24 protein-coding genes are annotated in these 12,419 nt (G+C 66.7%); 4 read left to right on the forward strand and 20 right to left on the reverse strand.

Features of this window, described 5'->3' with window-relative positions:
• Positions 1-7: 7 nt before the first annotated feature.
• Entirely contained in the window at positions 8-646 is a 639-nt protein-coding gene (locus HSX43_RS13445) for a 2-hydroxychromene-2-carboxylate isomerase (protein ID WP_179380656.1), read from the reverse strand.
• Positions 647-699: 53 nt separating this feature from the next.
• On the opposite strand from HSX43_RS13445, the gene HSX43_RS13450 reads away from it, so the two are divergent.
• The 3 genes from HSX43_RS13450 to HSX43_RS13460 are packed head-to-tail and all read left to right on the forward strand — an operon-like array spanning position 700 to position 2,824.
• Positions 700-1,410 carry a VWA domain-containing protein gene (locus tag HSX43_RS13450; RefSeq protein ID WP_235962652.1) on the forward strand — a complete coding sequence of 237 codons (711 nt, stop codon included), beginning with the start codon at positions 700-702 and terminating at the stop codon, positions 1,408-1,410.
• Positions 1,407-2,105, forward strand: a complete 699-nt coding sequence (locus tag HSX43_RS13455; RefSeq protein ID WP_235962653.1) for a vWA domain-containing protein — start codon at positions 1,407-1,409, stop codon at positions 2,103-2,105. Before HSX43_RS13450 ends, HSX43_RS13455 begins: the two co-directional genes overlap by 4 nt.
• Positions 2,102-2,824, forward strand: coding sequence for a vWA domain-containing protein (locus tag HSX43_RS13460; RefSeq protein ID WP_328795375.1), 723 nt, complete (start codon positions 2,102-2,104; stop codon positions 2,822-2,824). Before HSX43_RS13455 ends, HSX43_RS13460 begins: the two co-directional genes overlap by 4 nt.
• 27 nt (positions 2,825-2,851) lie before the next feature.
• Here the strand turns inward: HSX43_RS13460 and rpmD are convergent, their stop codons facing one another.
• The 14 genes from rpmD to HSX43_RS13530 form a co-directional block, all read right to left on the reverse strand.
• Entirely contained in the window at positions 2,852-3,040 is a 189-nt protein-coding gene (gene rpmD, locus HSX43_RS13465; protein WP_037311717.1) for a 50S ribosomal protein L30, read from the reverse strand.
• A gap of 3 nt (positions 3,041-3,043) precedes the next feature.
• The gene (rpsE, locus tag HSX43_RS13470; protein ID WP_179380657.1) at positions 3,044-3,631 is read right to left on the reverse strand and encodes a 30S ribosomal protein S5; all 588 of its coding nucleotides are present in this window, start codon (positions 3,629-3,631) and stop codon (positions 3,044-3,046) included.
• Positions 3,632-3,815: 184 nt separating this feature from the next.
• Positions 3,816-4,175 carry a 50S ribosomal protein L18 gene (rplR, locus tag HSX43_RS13475; RefSeq protein ID WP_179380658.1) on the reverse strand — a complete coding sequence of 120 codons (360 nt, stop codon included), beginning with the start codon at positions 4,173-4,175 and terminating at the stop codon, positions 3,816-3,818.
• Positions 4,176-4,186: 11 nt separating this feature from the next.
• Positions 4,187-4,720: a 50S ribosomal protein L6 gene (rplF, locus tag HSX43_RS13480; RefSeq protein WP_179380659.1), complete on the reverse strand. Its 534-nt coding sequence runs from the start codon at positions 4,718-4,720 to the stop codon at positions 4,187-4,189.
• 10 nt (positions 4,721-4,730) lie between these two features.
• Positions 4,731-5,123 carry a 30S ribosomal protein S8 gene (gene rpsH / locus HSX43_RS13485; protein ID WP_179380660.1) on the reverse strand — a complete coding sequence of 131 codons (393 nt, stop codon included), beginning with the start codon at positions 5,121-5,123 and terminating at the stop codon, positions 4,731-4,733.
• A 12-nt stretch (positions 5,124-5,135) separates the two neighbouring features.
• Positions 5,136-5,441 (reverse strand): 30S ribosomal protein S14, encoded by a 306-nt coding sequence (gene rpsN, locus HSX43_RS13490; RefSeq protein ID WP_179380661.1) that lies wholly within the window; start codon positions 5,439-5,441, stop codon positions 5,136-5,138.
• Between the two features lie 10 nt (positions 5,442-5,451).
• Positions 5,452-6,015, reverse strand: coding sequence for a 50S ribosomal protein L5 (gene rplE, locus HSX43_RS13495; protein ID WP_179380662.1), 564 nt, complete (start codon positions 6,013-6,015; stop codon positions 5,452-5,454).
• Positions 6,015-6,320, reverse strand: a complete 306-nt coding sequence (gene rplX / locus HSX43_RS13500; protein ID WP_179380663.1) for a 50S ribosomal protein L24 — start codon at positions 6,318-6,320, stop codon at positions 6,015-6,017. The genes rplE and rplX overlap by 1 nt, the downstream gene beginning before the upstream one ends.
• On the reverse strand, positions 6,320-6,688 hold the full coding sequence (gene rplN, locus HSX43_RS13505; RefSeq protein WP_092782302.1) for a 50S ribosomal protein L14: 369 nt from the start codon (positions 6,686-6,688) through the stop codon (positions 6,320-6,322). Before rplN ends, rplX begins: the two co-directional genes overlap by 1 nt.
• 99 nt (positions 6,689-6,787) lie before the next feature.
• Positions 6,788-7,018, reverse strand: coding sequence for a 30S ribosomal protein S17 (gene rpsQ, locus HSX43_RS13510; RefSeq protein ID WP_179380664.1), 231 nt, complete (start codon positions 7,016-7,018; stop codon positions 6,788-6,790).
• Position 7,019: 1 nt separating this feature from the next.
• Positions 7,020-7,226 (reverse strand): 50S ribosomal protein L29, encoded by a 207-nt coding sequence (gene rpmC / locus HSX43_RS13515; protein ID WP_179380687.1) that lies wholly within the window; start codon positions 7,224-7,226, stop codon positions 7,020-7,022.
• A gap of 211 nt (positions 7,227-7,437) precedes the next feature.
• The gene (locus HSX43_RS13520) at positions 7,438-7,827 is read right to left on the reverse strand and encodes a type II toxin-antitoxin system death-on-curing family toxin (RefSeq protein ID WP_179380665.1); all 390 of its coding nucleotides are present in this window, start codon (positions 7,825-7,827) and stop codon (positions 7,438-7,440) included.
• Entirely contained in the window at positions 7,824-8,048 is a 225-nt protein-coding gene (locus tag HSX43_RS13525; RefSeq protein WP_179380666.1) for an AbrB/MazE/SpoVT family DNA-binding domain-containing protein, read from the reverse strand. The genes HSX43_RS13520 and HSX43_RS13525 overlap by 4 nt, the downstream gene beginning before the upstream one ends.
• A gap of 58 nt (positions 8,049-8,106) precedes the next feature.
• Entirely contained in the window at positions 8,107-8,727 is a 621-nt protein-coding gene (locus HSX43_RS13530) for a TIGR02466 family protein (RefSeq protein ID WP_179380667.1), read from the reverse strand.
• Between the two features lie 118 nt (positions 8,728-8,845).
• Between HSX43_RS13530 and HSX43_RS13535 the strand changes: the two genes are divergently transcribed.
• A complete protein-coding gene (locus tag HSX43_RS13535; RefSeq protein ID WP_179380668.1) occupies positions 8,846-9,085 on the forward strand; it encodes a YdcH family protein in 240 nt (79 codons plus the stop codon).
• A 104-nt stretch (positions 9,086-9,189) separates the two neighbouring features.
• On the opposite strand, the gene rplP is transcribed toward HSX43_RS13535, so the two are convergent.
• The 5 genes from rplP to rplB are packed head-to-tail and all read right to left on the reverse strand — an operon-like array spanning position 9,190 to position 11,863.
• On the reverse strand, positions 9,190-9,603 hold the full coding sequence (rplP, locus tag HSX43_RS13540) for a 50S ribosomal protein L16 (protein WP_179380669.1): 414 nt from the start codon (positions 9,601-9,603) through the stop codon (positions 9,190-9,192).
• Between the two features lie 12 nt (positions 9,604-9,615).
• Positions 9,616-10,353 carry a 30S ribosomal protein S3 gene (gene rpsC, locus HSX43_RS13545; protein ID WP_179380670.1) on the reverse strand — a complete coding sequence of 246 codons (738 nt, stop codon included), beginning with the start codon at positions 10,351-10,353 and terminating at the stop codon, positions 9,616-9,618.
• Complete coding sequence (gene rplV / locus HSX43_RS13550) at positions 10,353-10,733, reverse strand: 50S ribosomal protein L22 (RefSeq protein ID WP_179380671.1); 381 nt, start codon at positions 10,731-10,733, stop codon at positions 10,353-10,355. The genes rpsC and rplV overlap by 1 nt, the downstream gene beginning before the upstream one ends.
• Positions 10,734-10,736: 3 nt before the next feature.
• Complete coding sequence (gene rpsS, locus HSX43_RS13555) at positions 10,737-11,018, reverse strand: 30S ribosomal protein S19 (RefSeq protein WP_179380672.1); 282 nt, start codon at positions 11,016-11,018, stop codon at positions 10,737-10,739.
• 2 nt (positions 11,019-11,020) lie between these two features.
• Complete coding sequence (rplB, locus tag HSX43_RS13560) at positions 11,021-11,863, reverse strand: 50S ribosomal protein L2 (protein WP_179380673.1); 843 nt, start codon at positions 11,861-11,863, stop codon at positions 11,021-11,023.
• Between the last annotated feature and the right edge of the window lie 556 nt (positions 11,864-12,419).

Consider the following 12,419-nt stretch of genomic DNA (forward strand, 5'->3'; position numbering starts at 1 on the left):
CGCGCGCTCAGCCAACCGGCGGGTTGCGGAAGCCGGTGGCCGCAAAGGGCCGTGTGAGCGCCCGCTCCACCATCTCGAGGCGGTCCTGGCCGTAGAACATGTCTCCCCCGACGATATAGGTCGGCGACCCCATGACCCCGAGCGCCCGCGCCGCCTCCGCGTTCTCGGCGTAGCGGGCGTCGATCTCCGCCGTCCCGGCCCGGCGGAGGAGTTTGTCCGCGTCATGGCCGAGCGCCGTGGCGAGCCGCGCCAGAACGCGCGCGTCCGACAGGTCCGCGTCATGCACCCAATGGGCCGTCAGCACCGCATGGGACATCGCGTCTACGTCGAACCCCTGATCGCCGAGCGCCAGGATCATCCGCGCGGCAAGCCCGTAGTCCGCATCGTGGTGAACGGGCCGATGCCCCAGCACCGGCACGCCCCGCCATTCAGCCCATCGCTCGATCTCGCGCCCGAAGAAGTAGTCGACATGGGCCTGCGTCCGTGCCGCGAATGGCAGGCTCCCCTGCGCCTCGACCACGGGCGAGAGCGCGAAGGGTCGATGGATAAGCGTCGCCTCGGCCGCCGCACAGATCTGCAAAAGCCGGCGGGATCCGAGATAGGCAAAGGCCGAATGCGCCGAATAGTAATACTCAATCGTGACCATGCCCCTCGCTAACCCGTCTTGCCCGGACGAGCCATGGCTGACACGCTCAGATCATGCTTGCGCGCTTCTTTCCCTTGCTCTGCGCCCTCGCGCTTCCGGCCGAGGCCGCCGCCCCCTGCGCCTCCGACGCGATGGTGGTCTTCGACGCCTCCGCCTCCATGGGCGAGACGGTCGGGAGCGGCACGACGCGCCTTGCAGAACTGCAGGACGCCATGGCGCGTGTCGTCCCGCGCGCGGCGGCTGCGCGCCGCCTCGGCCTTCTGACCTATGGGCCGGGCGGAGCGGATGCCTGCGCCGGCCTCGACCTGCGCTTCCCGCCGCGGGCCGATGCCGCCGCCCCCCTCCTCGCCGACCTCGCGACGCTCGCCCCCGATGGGCTCACACCCCTCTCGGCCGCGGTGGAGCACGCCGCCGAGGCCCTCGGCCATCGCGAGAATCCGGCCGTCATCGTGCTCGTGACCGACGGCAACGAAAGCTGCGACGGCGCGCCCTGTGCGCTCGCCGAGCGCCTGGCCGCCGAGGCGCGTGACCTGATGATCCACGTCCTCGGCTTAAAGGTCGTCTTCGACTTCCACGCCTGGAACGACCCCGCGCAGACGCCGTTCTTCGGGGGCAGGATCGCCGCGCGCTGCCTTGCCGACCGCACCAGTGGCGAATACGCCTCGACCGAGACCGTCGGCGACCTCATCGCCGCGCTCGAACGCACCCTCGCCTGCCCGCTCATCGGCGCGCGCCCTGCCCTCCGACCGGCTGCACGCGGATGATCGCCCGTCGCGCCTGCACCGCGCTTCTCTGCGCAAGCCTCGCCGCCGGGCCGGCCGCGGCGAACTGCGCGCGCGACGCGATGGTCGTCTTCGACGGCTCCGCCTCCATGGGCGAAATCGGCTTCGACACCGGCGAGACCAACCGCATCACCGACGCCCGCGCCGCCATGGAGCGCATCATGCCGCAGGTCGAAGGTTTCCGCCGCATCGGCCTCGTCACTTACGGGCGCGGGCTCACCGGCCCCTGCGCCGGCACGACGCTGCACTTCACGCCCCGTGCCGACGCCGCCGGGTCGATGCGGACGGCCCTCGACGCGCTCTCCCCCGACGGGCTCACGCCCCTCGCCGCCGCGGTCGAACACGCGGCCGAGGTGCTCGACTACCGGCTGCAGCCGGCGATCGTCGTCCTCGTGACCGACGGCAACGAGACCTGCGGCGGGCAGCCTTGCGCCCTTGGCCGGACGCTCTCGGCGACGGCGGCGAACCTCACGATCCACGTCATAGGCTACAAGGCCGAGGGCGATTTCTTCAGCTGGGACAACCCGGAAGCAACCGAAGTGCCACGCGGCGATATCGTGGCCAAATGCCTCGCCGACACCACCGGCGGCACTTTCGCGGCGACGGACACCGTCGAGGAACTGGTCGAGGCGCTCTGGGAGACGCTCGGCTGCCCGCTCGTCGGGCGCGCCTCGTGACGGCCCGCGCGGCCCTCGCCGGCGCACTCTCGGTCGCCCTTGCCGCGGCCCCGGTCGCCGCCGATTGCACCCGCGACGCGATGATCGTCTTCGACGGATCGGCCTCCATGGGCGAGCGCGGCTTCGACGGCGGCACCGCGCGGCGCATCGACGAGGCCCGCAGCGCCCTCGCCCGCGCCCTGCCGGCCGCCGAGGGCCTGCGCCGGGTCGGCCTGCTGACCTATGGCCCCGGCCCCGAAGGCTCCTGCGACAGCGTCCGGCTGCGCTTCGCCCCCGTCCCGAACGCGACCGCCCCGATCCTCGAGGCCATCGACCGCTTCCAGCCCCTCGGAATGACACCGCTGACCGAAGCCGTGCGTACGGCCGCGACCGCCCTCTCGCCGCCCGCGACGATCGTGCTGCTGACCGACGGCAACGACACCTGCGACGGCGCGCCCTGCGCGCTCGGGGCCGCGCTCGCCCGCGACACACCGGGCCTCACGGTCCACGTCATCGGCTTCGGTCGCACCGCCGAGACCCTCGCCGGCGATCCGCTCGCCCGGGGGCGCGGCCTCGACGAAGCCCAGATCCGCTGCCTCGCCGACGCGACCGGCGGCCTCTTCGCCGTCGCCGCCACGGTCGAGGACCTGACCGCCGCTCTCACCGAAACGCTCGGCTGTCCCCTGATCGGATGGAACGAAAACACCCCGGCTCTCGCGAACCGGGGTGTCGAGTTCTAGGGCAGGCGACCGCCCTTTGAGGAGCGCTCAGCCGCGCTCCTCAATGATCTCGACCAGATGCGGGATCTTGTTGACCATGCCGCGCACGGAGGGGGTGTCCTCCAGCTCGCGGGTCTTGTGCATCTTGTTCAGGCCCAGGCCTACCAGCGTCGCGCGCTGGTCGGCGGGGCGGCGGATCGGCGAGCCGATCTGCTTCACGACGATCGTCTTAGCCATGGATCAGGCCTCCTCTGCGACGGGCACCTGCTCGCCGTCCATCTTGGGCGCGTCGTCCTTGCGCAGGATGTCGGCGACCTTCTTGCCGCGGCGCTGCGCGACCGAACGGGGGCTCGATTCCTTCTGCAGGCCGTCGAGCGTGGCGCGGATCATGTTGTAGGGGTTCTGCGAGCCGATCGACTTCGAGACGACGTCCTTGACGCCCAGCATTTCGAACACGGCGCGCATCGGACCACCGGCGATGATCCCGGTGCCTTCCGGCGCGGTGCGCATGACGACACGACCGGCCCCGTGGCGACCGTTCATGTCGTGGTGCAGCGTGCGGCCATCCTTCAGCGGGACGCGGATCATCTGGCGCTTGGCGGATTCGGTCGCCTTGCGGATGGCCTCGGGGACCTCCTTGGCCTTGCCCTTGCCGAAGCCGACGCGGCCCTTCTGGTCGCCCACGACGACGAGCGCGGCGAAGCCGAAGCGCTTACCGCCCTTCACCGTCTTCGAGACGCGGTTGATCGCGACCAGGCGGTCGGCGAATTCCGGGGTTTCGTCACGGTCGCGCCCGCGGCCCCGACCTCTGTTTTCACGTTCCGCCATGCGGCAACTCCTCGTGTTGGGCATTTCTGCCCGGGGTTCGTCCGATCCCAGTGCCATGCAGCCCGGATCATCGAGGCGGCGACGCCGCCGCCTTCAAGCGGTGTGGCGGGGTGAACCCCGCCCTACCAATGTCATTGCCGGCGTATCGGCCGACGTCAGGGCGGGGTTCACCCCGCCGTCCCGATCAGAACTTCAGGCCACCTTCGCGGGCGGCATCGGCGAGCGCCTTCACCTTCCCGTGGAAGAGGAAGCCGCCGCGGTCGAAGTAGCACTCCTCGACGCCGGCCTTCTTGGCGCGCTCGGCGATCGCCGCGCCGACCTTGGAGGCCGCCTCGACGTTGTTCTGACCGACCACACCCAGATCCTTCTCGAGCGTCGAGGCCGAGGCAAGCGTCTTGCCCTGCACGTCGTCGATCAGCTGAACCATGATGTTCTTGTTCGAGCGATGCACCGACAGGCGCAGACGCCCGGCGGCCATCTTGCGAAGCTTGTTCCGGACGCGCAGGCGGCGCTTGAGGAACAGATCCCGTTTGCTGTTTGCCATCTGACTGGTCCTTACTTCTTCTTGCCTTCCTTGCGGAAGATATACTCGTCCTTGTAGCGGATGCCCTTGCCCTTATAGGGCTCGGGACGGCGCCACTCGCGGATGTTGGCGGCCACCTGGCCGACCAGCTGTTGGTCGATGCCCTCGACAGTGACTTCGGTGGGCTTCGGGGCCGTCACGGTGACGCCCTCCGGCACCTCGAAGTTCACGTCGTGCGAATAACCGAGCGACAGCTTCAGGGTGTTGCCCTGCATCTGCGCGCGGTAACCGACGCCGGAGATCTCGAGCTCTTTCTTGAAGCCCTCGGTCACGCCGGTGACGAGGTTCGCGACCTGCGTGCGGGACATGCCCCACTGCTGGCGCGCGCGCTTCGACTTGCCGCGCGGCTCGACCGAGATCGCGCCGTCGGCGACCGAGACGGTCACGTCGTCGGTTGCGGTGAAGCTGCGGGTGCCCTTGGGGCCCTTGACCGAGACGGTCTGGCCCGAGACCGAGGCTTCCACGCCCGAAGGCAGGTCGACGGGTTTCTTGCCGATACGAGACATTACACCCTCCTCAGAATACGGTGCAGAGCACTTCGCCGCCGACGTTGGCGCTCCGTGCGGCTGCATCCGACATGACGCCACGCGAGGTGGACACGATGGAGACGCCCAGGCCCTGACGGACCGAGGGGACGTCCTTGACACCCAGGTAGACGCGGCGGCCCGGCTTCGAGACGCGCTTGAGCTCCCGGATGACCGGCACGCCCTCGTAGTACTTGAGCGCGATCTCGATCGTCGGGTGGCCCATGCGGTCCGAGCTGGCCTCGTAGCCCCGGATGTAGCCTTCGTCGGCCAGAACATCGAGGACACGGGCGCGCAGCTTGGACGCGGGGGTGGTGACGGTGGACTTGCCACGCATCTGCGCATTGCGGATGCGGGTCAGCATATCGCCGATGGGATCATTCATTTCCTGATCTCCTTACCAGCTGGACTTGACCATGCCCGGGATCTTCCCGTGGCTGGCCAGGTCACGCAGCATGATGCGGGACAGCTTCAGCTTCCGGTAGTAGGCGCGCGGGCGCCCCGTCAGCTGGCAGCGGTTGTTGAGACGAACGGCAGAGGAGTTCCGCGGAAGCTCGGCCAGCTTGAGGGTCGCCTTGAAGCGCTCCTCCATCGGCTTCGATTCATCACGGATCACTTCCTTCAGCGCGGCACGCTTGGCGGCGTATTTCTTCACCAGCCGCTCGCGCTTCTTCTGGCGTTCGATCATGGAGACTTTTGCCATGTCTTTTTCCTCAGCTGTTGAACGGCATGTTGAAGTGCTTCAGGAGCGACTTCGCCTCTGCATCCGTCTTCGACGTCGTGCAGATGATGATGTCCATGCCCCAGACCTCGTCGACCTTGTCGAAGTTGATCTCGGGGAAGACGATGTGCTCCTTCAGGCCCATGGCATAGTTGCCACGGCCGTCGAAGCTCTTGCCGTTCACGCCGCGGAAGTCGCGGACACGGGGCAGCGCGATGGTGATCAGGCGGTCCAGGAAGTCGTACATCCGGGCCCCGCGCAGCGTGACCTTCGCGCCGAGCGGCATGCCTTCGCGGACGCGGAAGCCGGCGATCGACTTCTTGGCGTTCGTGACGACGGCCTTCTGACCGGCGATGACCGACAGGTCGTCCTGCGCGGATTTCGCCTTCTTGCTGTCACGCACGGCCTCGGCTCCACAGCCGATGTTGAGGACGATCTTGTCCAACCGTGGGATCATCATGTCGTTCGAATACCCGAACTCCTCCTTCATCGCGGCGCGGATGCTGTCGCGATAGGTAGAGAGCAGACGGGGGGTGTAGTTGGCTTGGTCGAGCATCAGATCACGTCTCCCGTGGTCTTGGCGACGCGCACCTTCTTGCCGTCTTCGATCTTGAAGCCGACGCGGGTGGCCTTGCCGTTGGCATCGAGCATGGCGAGGTTCGACAGGTCGATCGGCAGCGCCTTGGGGATGCGGCCGCCCTGCGAAGCCTGGCTCTGACGGGTGTGGCGGATGGCCATGTTCACGCCATCCACGACAGCCTTGCCGGCCTTCGGGTCGACGGAGACGATCTCGCCTTCCTTGCCCTTGTCGCGGCCCGAGAGCACGACGACCTTGTCACCTTTGCGGAGTTTGGCAGCCATTACAGCACCTCCGGGGCGAGCGAGATGATCTTCATGAAGTTCTTCGCGCGCAGCTCACGAACCACCGGCCCGAAGATACGGGTGCCGACCGGCTCGTTGTTGTTGTTGAGGATCACGGCCGCGTTGCGGTCGAAGCGGATGGCGGTGCCGTCGTCGCGACGGACTTCCTTGGCGGTGCGCACGACGACGGCCTTGCGGACGTCGCCCTTCTTCACCTTGCCGCGCGGAATGGCTTCCTTGACGGACACCACGATGATGTCGCCGACGGAGGCATACTTCCGCTTGGACCCGCCCAGGACCTTGATGCACTGCACGCGGCGTGCGCCGCTGTTGTCAGCAACATCCAGGTTGGTTTGCATCTGGATCATTGGTTTCTCCCGACCTTTGGGGGGCCGATGCGTGGCCGTATCCCCAGGGTTTCGCTAAATCGTATCGCCCGGGCCGTCAGGTCCGGGCGGCAGCGCCAATCACTCGGCGATCACTTCCCACCGCTTGGTCTTCGACTTCGGGGGGCATTCCTGAATGCGGACCGTGTCGCCGACCTTGAACTGGTTGTTCTCGTCGTGGGCGCGGTACTTCTTCGACTTCCGAACGGTCTTCTGCAGGAGCGGATGCTTGAAGCGGCGCTCGATCGAGACGGTCACGGTCTGGGCGTTCTGGTTCGACGTCACGACGCCCTGGAGGATACGCTTGGGCATCTTACGCCTCCGCTTCGGCGCCACGCGCCTTTTCGTTCAGAATGGTGTTCACGCGGGCGATCGAGCGCTTCACGGTGCGCATCCGCGCCGTGTTCTCGAGCTGGTTCGTCGCCGCCTGGAAGCGCAGGTTGAACGCTTCCTTCTTGAGGTTGGTCAACTCCGTACGGAGCTCATCGGGGGATTTCCCCCGGAGATCGCTGGCACCCATGCCATTTCCTTTCAACATCACCGGGCCGCTCCGCATGTGGCGGGTCACGTCTGATTCCGGTGGAGATCAGTGGTAGAGCGCGCCGCATAGACGGGTTTGGGACGGGGCGCAACCCTGCACTCGGCGAAATATCCGGCGCACGATATAGCACCCGGTCGCGCCGACCCAAGCGGGTGAGCCGGCATCCATCCGGATGAGCCGCGGCCACCAACTAGCCCAGAGGCTCAGTCCCCGCCTCAAGCCATTCCACGAAGACCGCCTCGGTCACCGCGCCGCGCGCCAGATCCTCCATCATCCGCACGCCCTCGACGGGGTCCGGTCGGAATGCCAGCCCGTTCAGCCGCAGAAACGTCACCGCCGCGACGAAGGCCGTGCGCTTGTTGCCGTCGACGAAGGCGTGGGCCTTGGCGATCTCGAAGGCATAGGCCGCCGCCATTTCACAAACCGACGGCGTGCCATAGGCGGCCAGGTTCATCGCCCGCGCGCAACCCATCTCCAGAAGACCGCGATCCCGCATCCCCGGCGCGCCACCGTGACGCGAGATCTGCCGGTCATGGACGATCACGAGCGCCTCGATCGGCACCCAGACTGGATCGCTCATGCAAGGGCCTGAAGCAGATCGCGGTTCTCGTCCATGACGACCTCTGCCGCCGCCAGGGCATCGGCCACAGAGGGATCGTGCGCCAGCAGCCGCAGCGATCCATCATCCCCGCGCACCACAAACAGGCTGTCACCTTCCTTGGCATCCAGAATGGCAAGCATCTCGGATGTCAGGGTCATGACGGCGGAATTGCCCACCTTACGGATCTTGGTTTCGATCATTTTCGGCCTCGTGTATCCATCCGTGTATACACAGTTTGCGACCCGGATCAATGAGCCCCTACTCCCACTTGTAGTTGAAGCTCACCGAGATCCGGTTCTCCTCGGCCATGTTCATCGGCACCTCATGGCGCAGCCAGCTCTCCCAGAGCAGCACGTCGCCCACCTTCGGCTCCACGTAGGCGAAGGTCCGCAGCTTCCGCTTCGCGTCCTTCGCCCGCGGCGGGGCGGCCATCATCATCGGCAGGCGCGGATCCTCGAACTTGATCGCGCTCGTGCCCTCGGGCATCGCCACATAGACCGTCCCCGAGATCACCGAATGCGGATGCAGATGCCCCGAATGGGTGCCGCCTTCGGGCAGGATATTGATCCAGATGTCCTCCAGCTGGAGGGTCTTGTCCCCAAGGTCGAATTCCAGATCCTCGGCAAAGGCCGCGACATGGGCGTCGAGCGCACGCACGAGATCGGCGAAGACCGGGAAGCGCCACGGCAGATCGGTCAACGACGCGTAGGAGGTGTAGCCGGGATACCCGTTTTCCTCGCACCAGTCATGCCCGGCGTCGTCGTCGCCCGCGACAGAGAGGCAGGTCGCCTCCAGCTCGGCAATGTCGACGAGGGGTTTTCGCTCGGGAAGCGCGGCGCGGTAGAGGCGCGTGACGAAGAGAGAGGAGAGATCGGCCATGCCTGCGTGATCGCCCGGCGAACCGCCGCTGGCAAGGGTACGTTTGATCGGCATCAAGGCCCGCGCCGACAGCCTGTCGCTAGGACCGGGACGAGGCAATCAGCAGACGAGAGGCCCCATGTCCCACACGCCCCATACCCTTGCCGAGGATTTCCCAGACAAGGTGGAGCAAATCCAGACCCTGCGACGGAGCGACGGCCACTTCGATCGCCTGTGCGAGAACTATCACACGATCAATCGGGCCGTGCATCGCGCGGAAACCGACATCGAACCGACCTCCGATCAGCATCTGGTCGAGATGCGCAAGACCCGCATGACGCTGAAGGACGAGATCGCGGCCCGTCTGGCCGATACCTGAGCCGTCCGACGTCAACGGCCAACGGCCAACGGCTGGAGATCACAACGAAAAGCCCCCCGGTGACGACCACCGGGGGGCTCGATTTCGTTCGGGCAAGGCGCGGCTTACCAGTCCTCGCGGACCACCGTGCGCGTCTTGATCGGCAGCTTCATCGCGGCGAGGCGCAGCGCCTCGCGGGCGACGGGCTCGCTCACGCCGTCGATCTCGAACATCACGCGACCCGGCTTGACCTTGCAGGCCCAGCGATCGACCGAGCCCTTGCCCTTACCCATACGCACTTCGATGGGCTTCGAGGTGACCGGCACGTCCGGGAAGATCCGGATCCAGACCCGGCCCTGACGCTTCATGTGACGCGTCATGGCCCGGCGGGCGGCTTCGATCTGGCGCGCGGTGACGCGCTCGGGCTGCAGGGCCTTGAGGCCGTAGGTGCCGAAGTTCAGGTCGGACCCGCCCTTCGCCTGGCCCTTGATGGAGCCCTTGAACTGCTTGCGGAACTTCGTCCGTTTCGGTTGCAACATGGCGTCTACTCCTTACCGGCGCGGGCCGCGGGGACCGCGGTCGTCGCGACGGCCACCGGCACCACGGGGGGCCGGACCGTCCTGCAGCTCCTGGGCCTTGCGGTCGCGAGCGGAGGGATCGTGCTCCATGATCTCGCCTTTGAAGATCCAGGTCTTGATGCCGATGATGCCATAGGGCGTCTCGGCCTCGACGTGGGCGTAGTCGATGTCCGCACGCAGCGTGTGCAGCGGCACACGACCCTCGCGGTACCACTCCGTCCGCGCGATCTCGGCACCGCCGAGGCGGCCGGCGAGGTTCACGCGGATGCCGAGGGCCCCCATACGCATCGCGTTCTGCACCGCGCGCTTCATGGCGCGACGGAACGACACGCGGCGCTCCAGCTGCTGGGCGATGCTCTCGCCGACGAGCTGGGCGTCGAGCTCGGGCTTGCGCACCTCGACGATGTTGAGATGCAGCTCGCTGTCGGTCATCTGGGCAAGCTTCTTGCGCAGCGTCTCGATGTCCGCGCCCTTCTTGCCGATGATGACACCCGGGCGGGCGGCGTGGATGGTGACCCGGCACTTGCGGTGCGGGCGCTCGATGATGACGCGGCTGACGCCGGACTGCTTGCATTCGGTCTCGATGAACTCGCGCATGGCCAGGTCTTCGAGCAGCAGATCGCCATAATCCTTCGTGTCGGCGTACCAGCGGCTGTCCCAGGTCCGGTTGACCTGCAGCCGCATGCCGATCGGGTTGACTTTGTTACCCATCAGGCTTGCTCCTCTACCTGGCGCACTTTGATCGTCAGTTCCGAAAACGGCTTGGTGATGCGACCGAACCGACCACGGGCCCGCGGGCGACCGCGCTTCATGGTGAGGTTCTTGCCGACCCAGGCCTCGGCGACGACAAGGCTGTCGACGTCCAGGTTGTGATTGTTTTCCGCGTTCGCGATGGCCGACTGCAGGCACTTCTTCACGTCGACCGCGATCCGCTTCTTCGAGAAGGTGAGGTCGGCGATCGCCTTCTCGACCTTCTTGCCGCGGATCATGGCGGCGACGAGATTCAGCTTCTGCGGGCTCGTGCGCAGCGAGCGCAGCTTGGCCATGGCCTCGTTTTCGGCCACGCGGCGGGGATTCTTTTCCTTGCCCATGACTTACTTCCTCTTGGCTTTCTTGTCGGCGGCGTGCCCGTAGTAGGTGCGCGTCGGCGAGTATTCCCCGAACTTCTGGCCGATCATCTCTTCGGTCACGTTGACGGGGATGTGCTTCTGCCCGTTGTAGACGCCGAAGGTGAGGCCCACGAACTGGGGCAGGATGGTGGAGCGGCGCGACCAGATCTTGATCACGTCGTTGGTGCGGCCCGACTCGCGGACGGCTTCGGCCTTCTTGAGGACATAGGCGTCCACGAAAGGCCCTTTCCAGACGGAACGGCTCATGCTTAGCGGCCTTTCTTCTTGGCGTGACGCGAGCGGATGATCAGCTTCTGCGACGCCTTGTTCGTGTTGCGGGTGCGGGCACCCTTGGTGGGCTTGCCCCAGGGCGTGACCGGGTGACGGCCACCCGAGGTCCGGCCCTCGCCACCGCCGTGCGGGTGGTCGATCGGGTTCATCACGACGCCGCGCACGCTCGGGCGGATGCCCTTGTGCCGGTTGCGACCCGCCTTGCCGAGGTTCTGGTTCGAGTTGTCGGGGTTCGAGACCGCCCCGACCGTCGCCATGCACTCCTGCCGCACGAGCCTCAGCTCGCCCGAGGAGAGACGGATCTGGGCGTAGCCGCCGTCACGGCCGACGAACTGGGCGTAGGTGCCCGCGGCGCGCGCGATCTGGCCGCCCTTGCCGGGCTTCAGCTCGATGTTGTGGACGATCGTGCCGATGGGCATGCCCTGGAACGGCATCGCGTTGCCGGGCTTGATGTCGGCCTTTTCGCTGGCGACGACGCGGTCGCCGACGGCGAGGCGCTGCGGCGCGAGGATATAGGCCTGCTCGCCATCGGTGTAGCGGATGAGCGCGATGAAGGCGGTGCGGTTCGGGTCGTATTCGATCCGCTCGACGTTCGCCTGCACGTCCAGTTTGTTGCGCTTGAAATCGACGATCCGATAGAGGCGCTTGGCCCCGCCGCCCTTGCGGCGCATCGTGATCCGTCCGGTGTTGTTGCGACCGCCGTTCTTCGTGAGACCCTCGACGAGGGCTTTGACGGGACGGCCTTTCCACAGCTCCGAACGGTCGATCAGAACCAGCCCACGCTGGCCCGGCGTCGTCGGCTTGTACGACTTGAGTGCCATAGTTTACCTGTCTTCCGTTGTGTGTCGGACGCGTTGCCGCGCCCTGGATGTAAGGGCCCCGAAGGTCCCCGGCTTGCTGCACCCCGAGAGGCGCGACGACAAAGCCCCGGACGAATCCGGGGCTGCCGATGGGGCCGTTTAGGGGGGTGACGGGGTGGGGTCAAGGGTGGTTCGGGGCTAAACGCGGCGGATCGGGTGCGGTCCAGCGGCGGGTCGCGGCGCGGCGATCCACCCGCGCCGCTCTCGCGGTTTATGGCTGCAAGCTGCGCGCTCCGGCACCGCTGCTCGCGAACGGCCCCCAATCGCAGGGCCGGGGGGCGGCCCAGCGATGGACCGGCGGCCTTCGTCCGCTGTTTCGGTACGAGGGCAGAGAGCGTATTCGAAGCATCAAATGCCGACTGAGGAGTCTTGGCCTGCTTCGAGTTCTGGAGTTGGAGTTGGAGTTGGAGTTTCCCTGGTTTTGTGGACGGTTATGGGCTTAGAGATTCCAGCCCTTCAGCGGCAGTCCTTTCGTAGTTGATCGGCGACTTGCACCCCAAAGCTGAGTGACGGCGCG

Source organism: Jannaschia marina (assembly GCF_013404595.1).
In the GTDB taxonomy this organism is placed as follows: domain Bacteria; phylum Pseudomonadota; class Alphaproteobacteria; order Rhodobacterales; family Rhodobacteraceae; genus Jannaschia; species Jannaschia marina.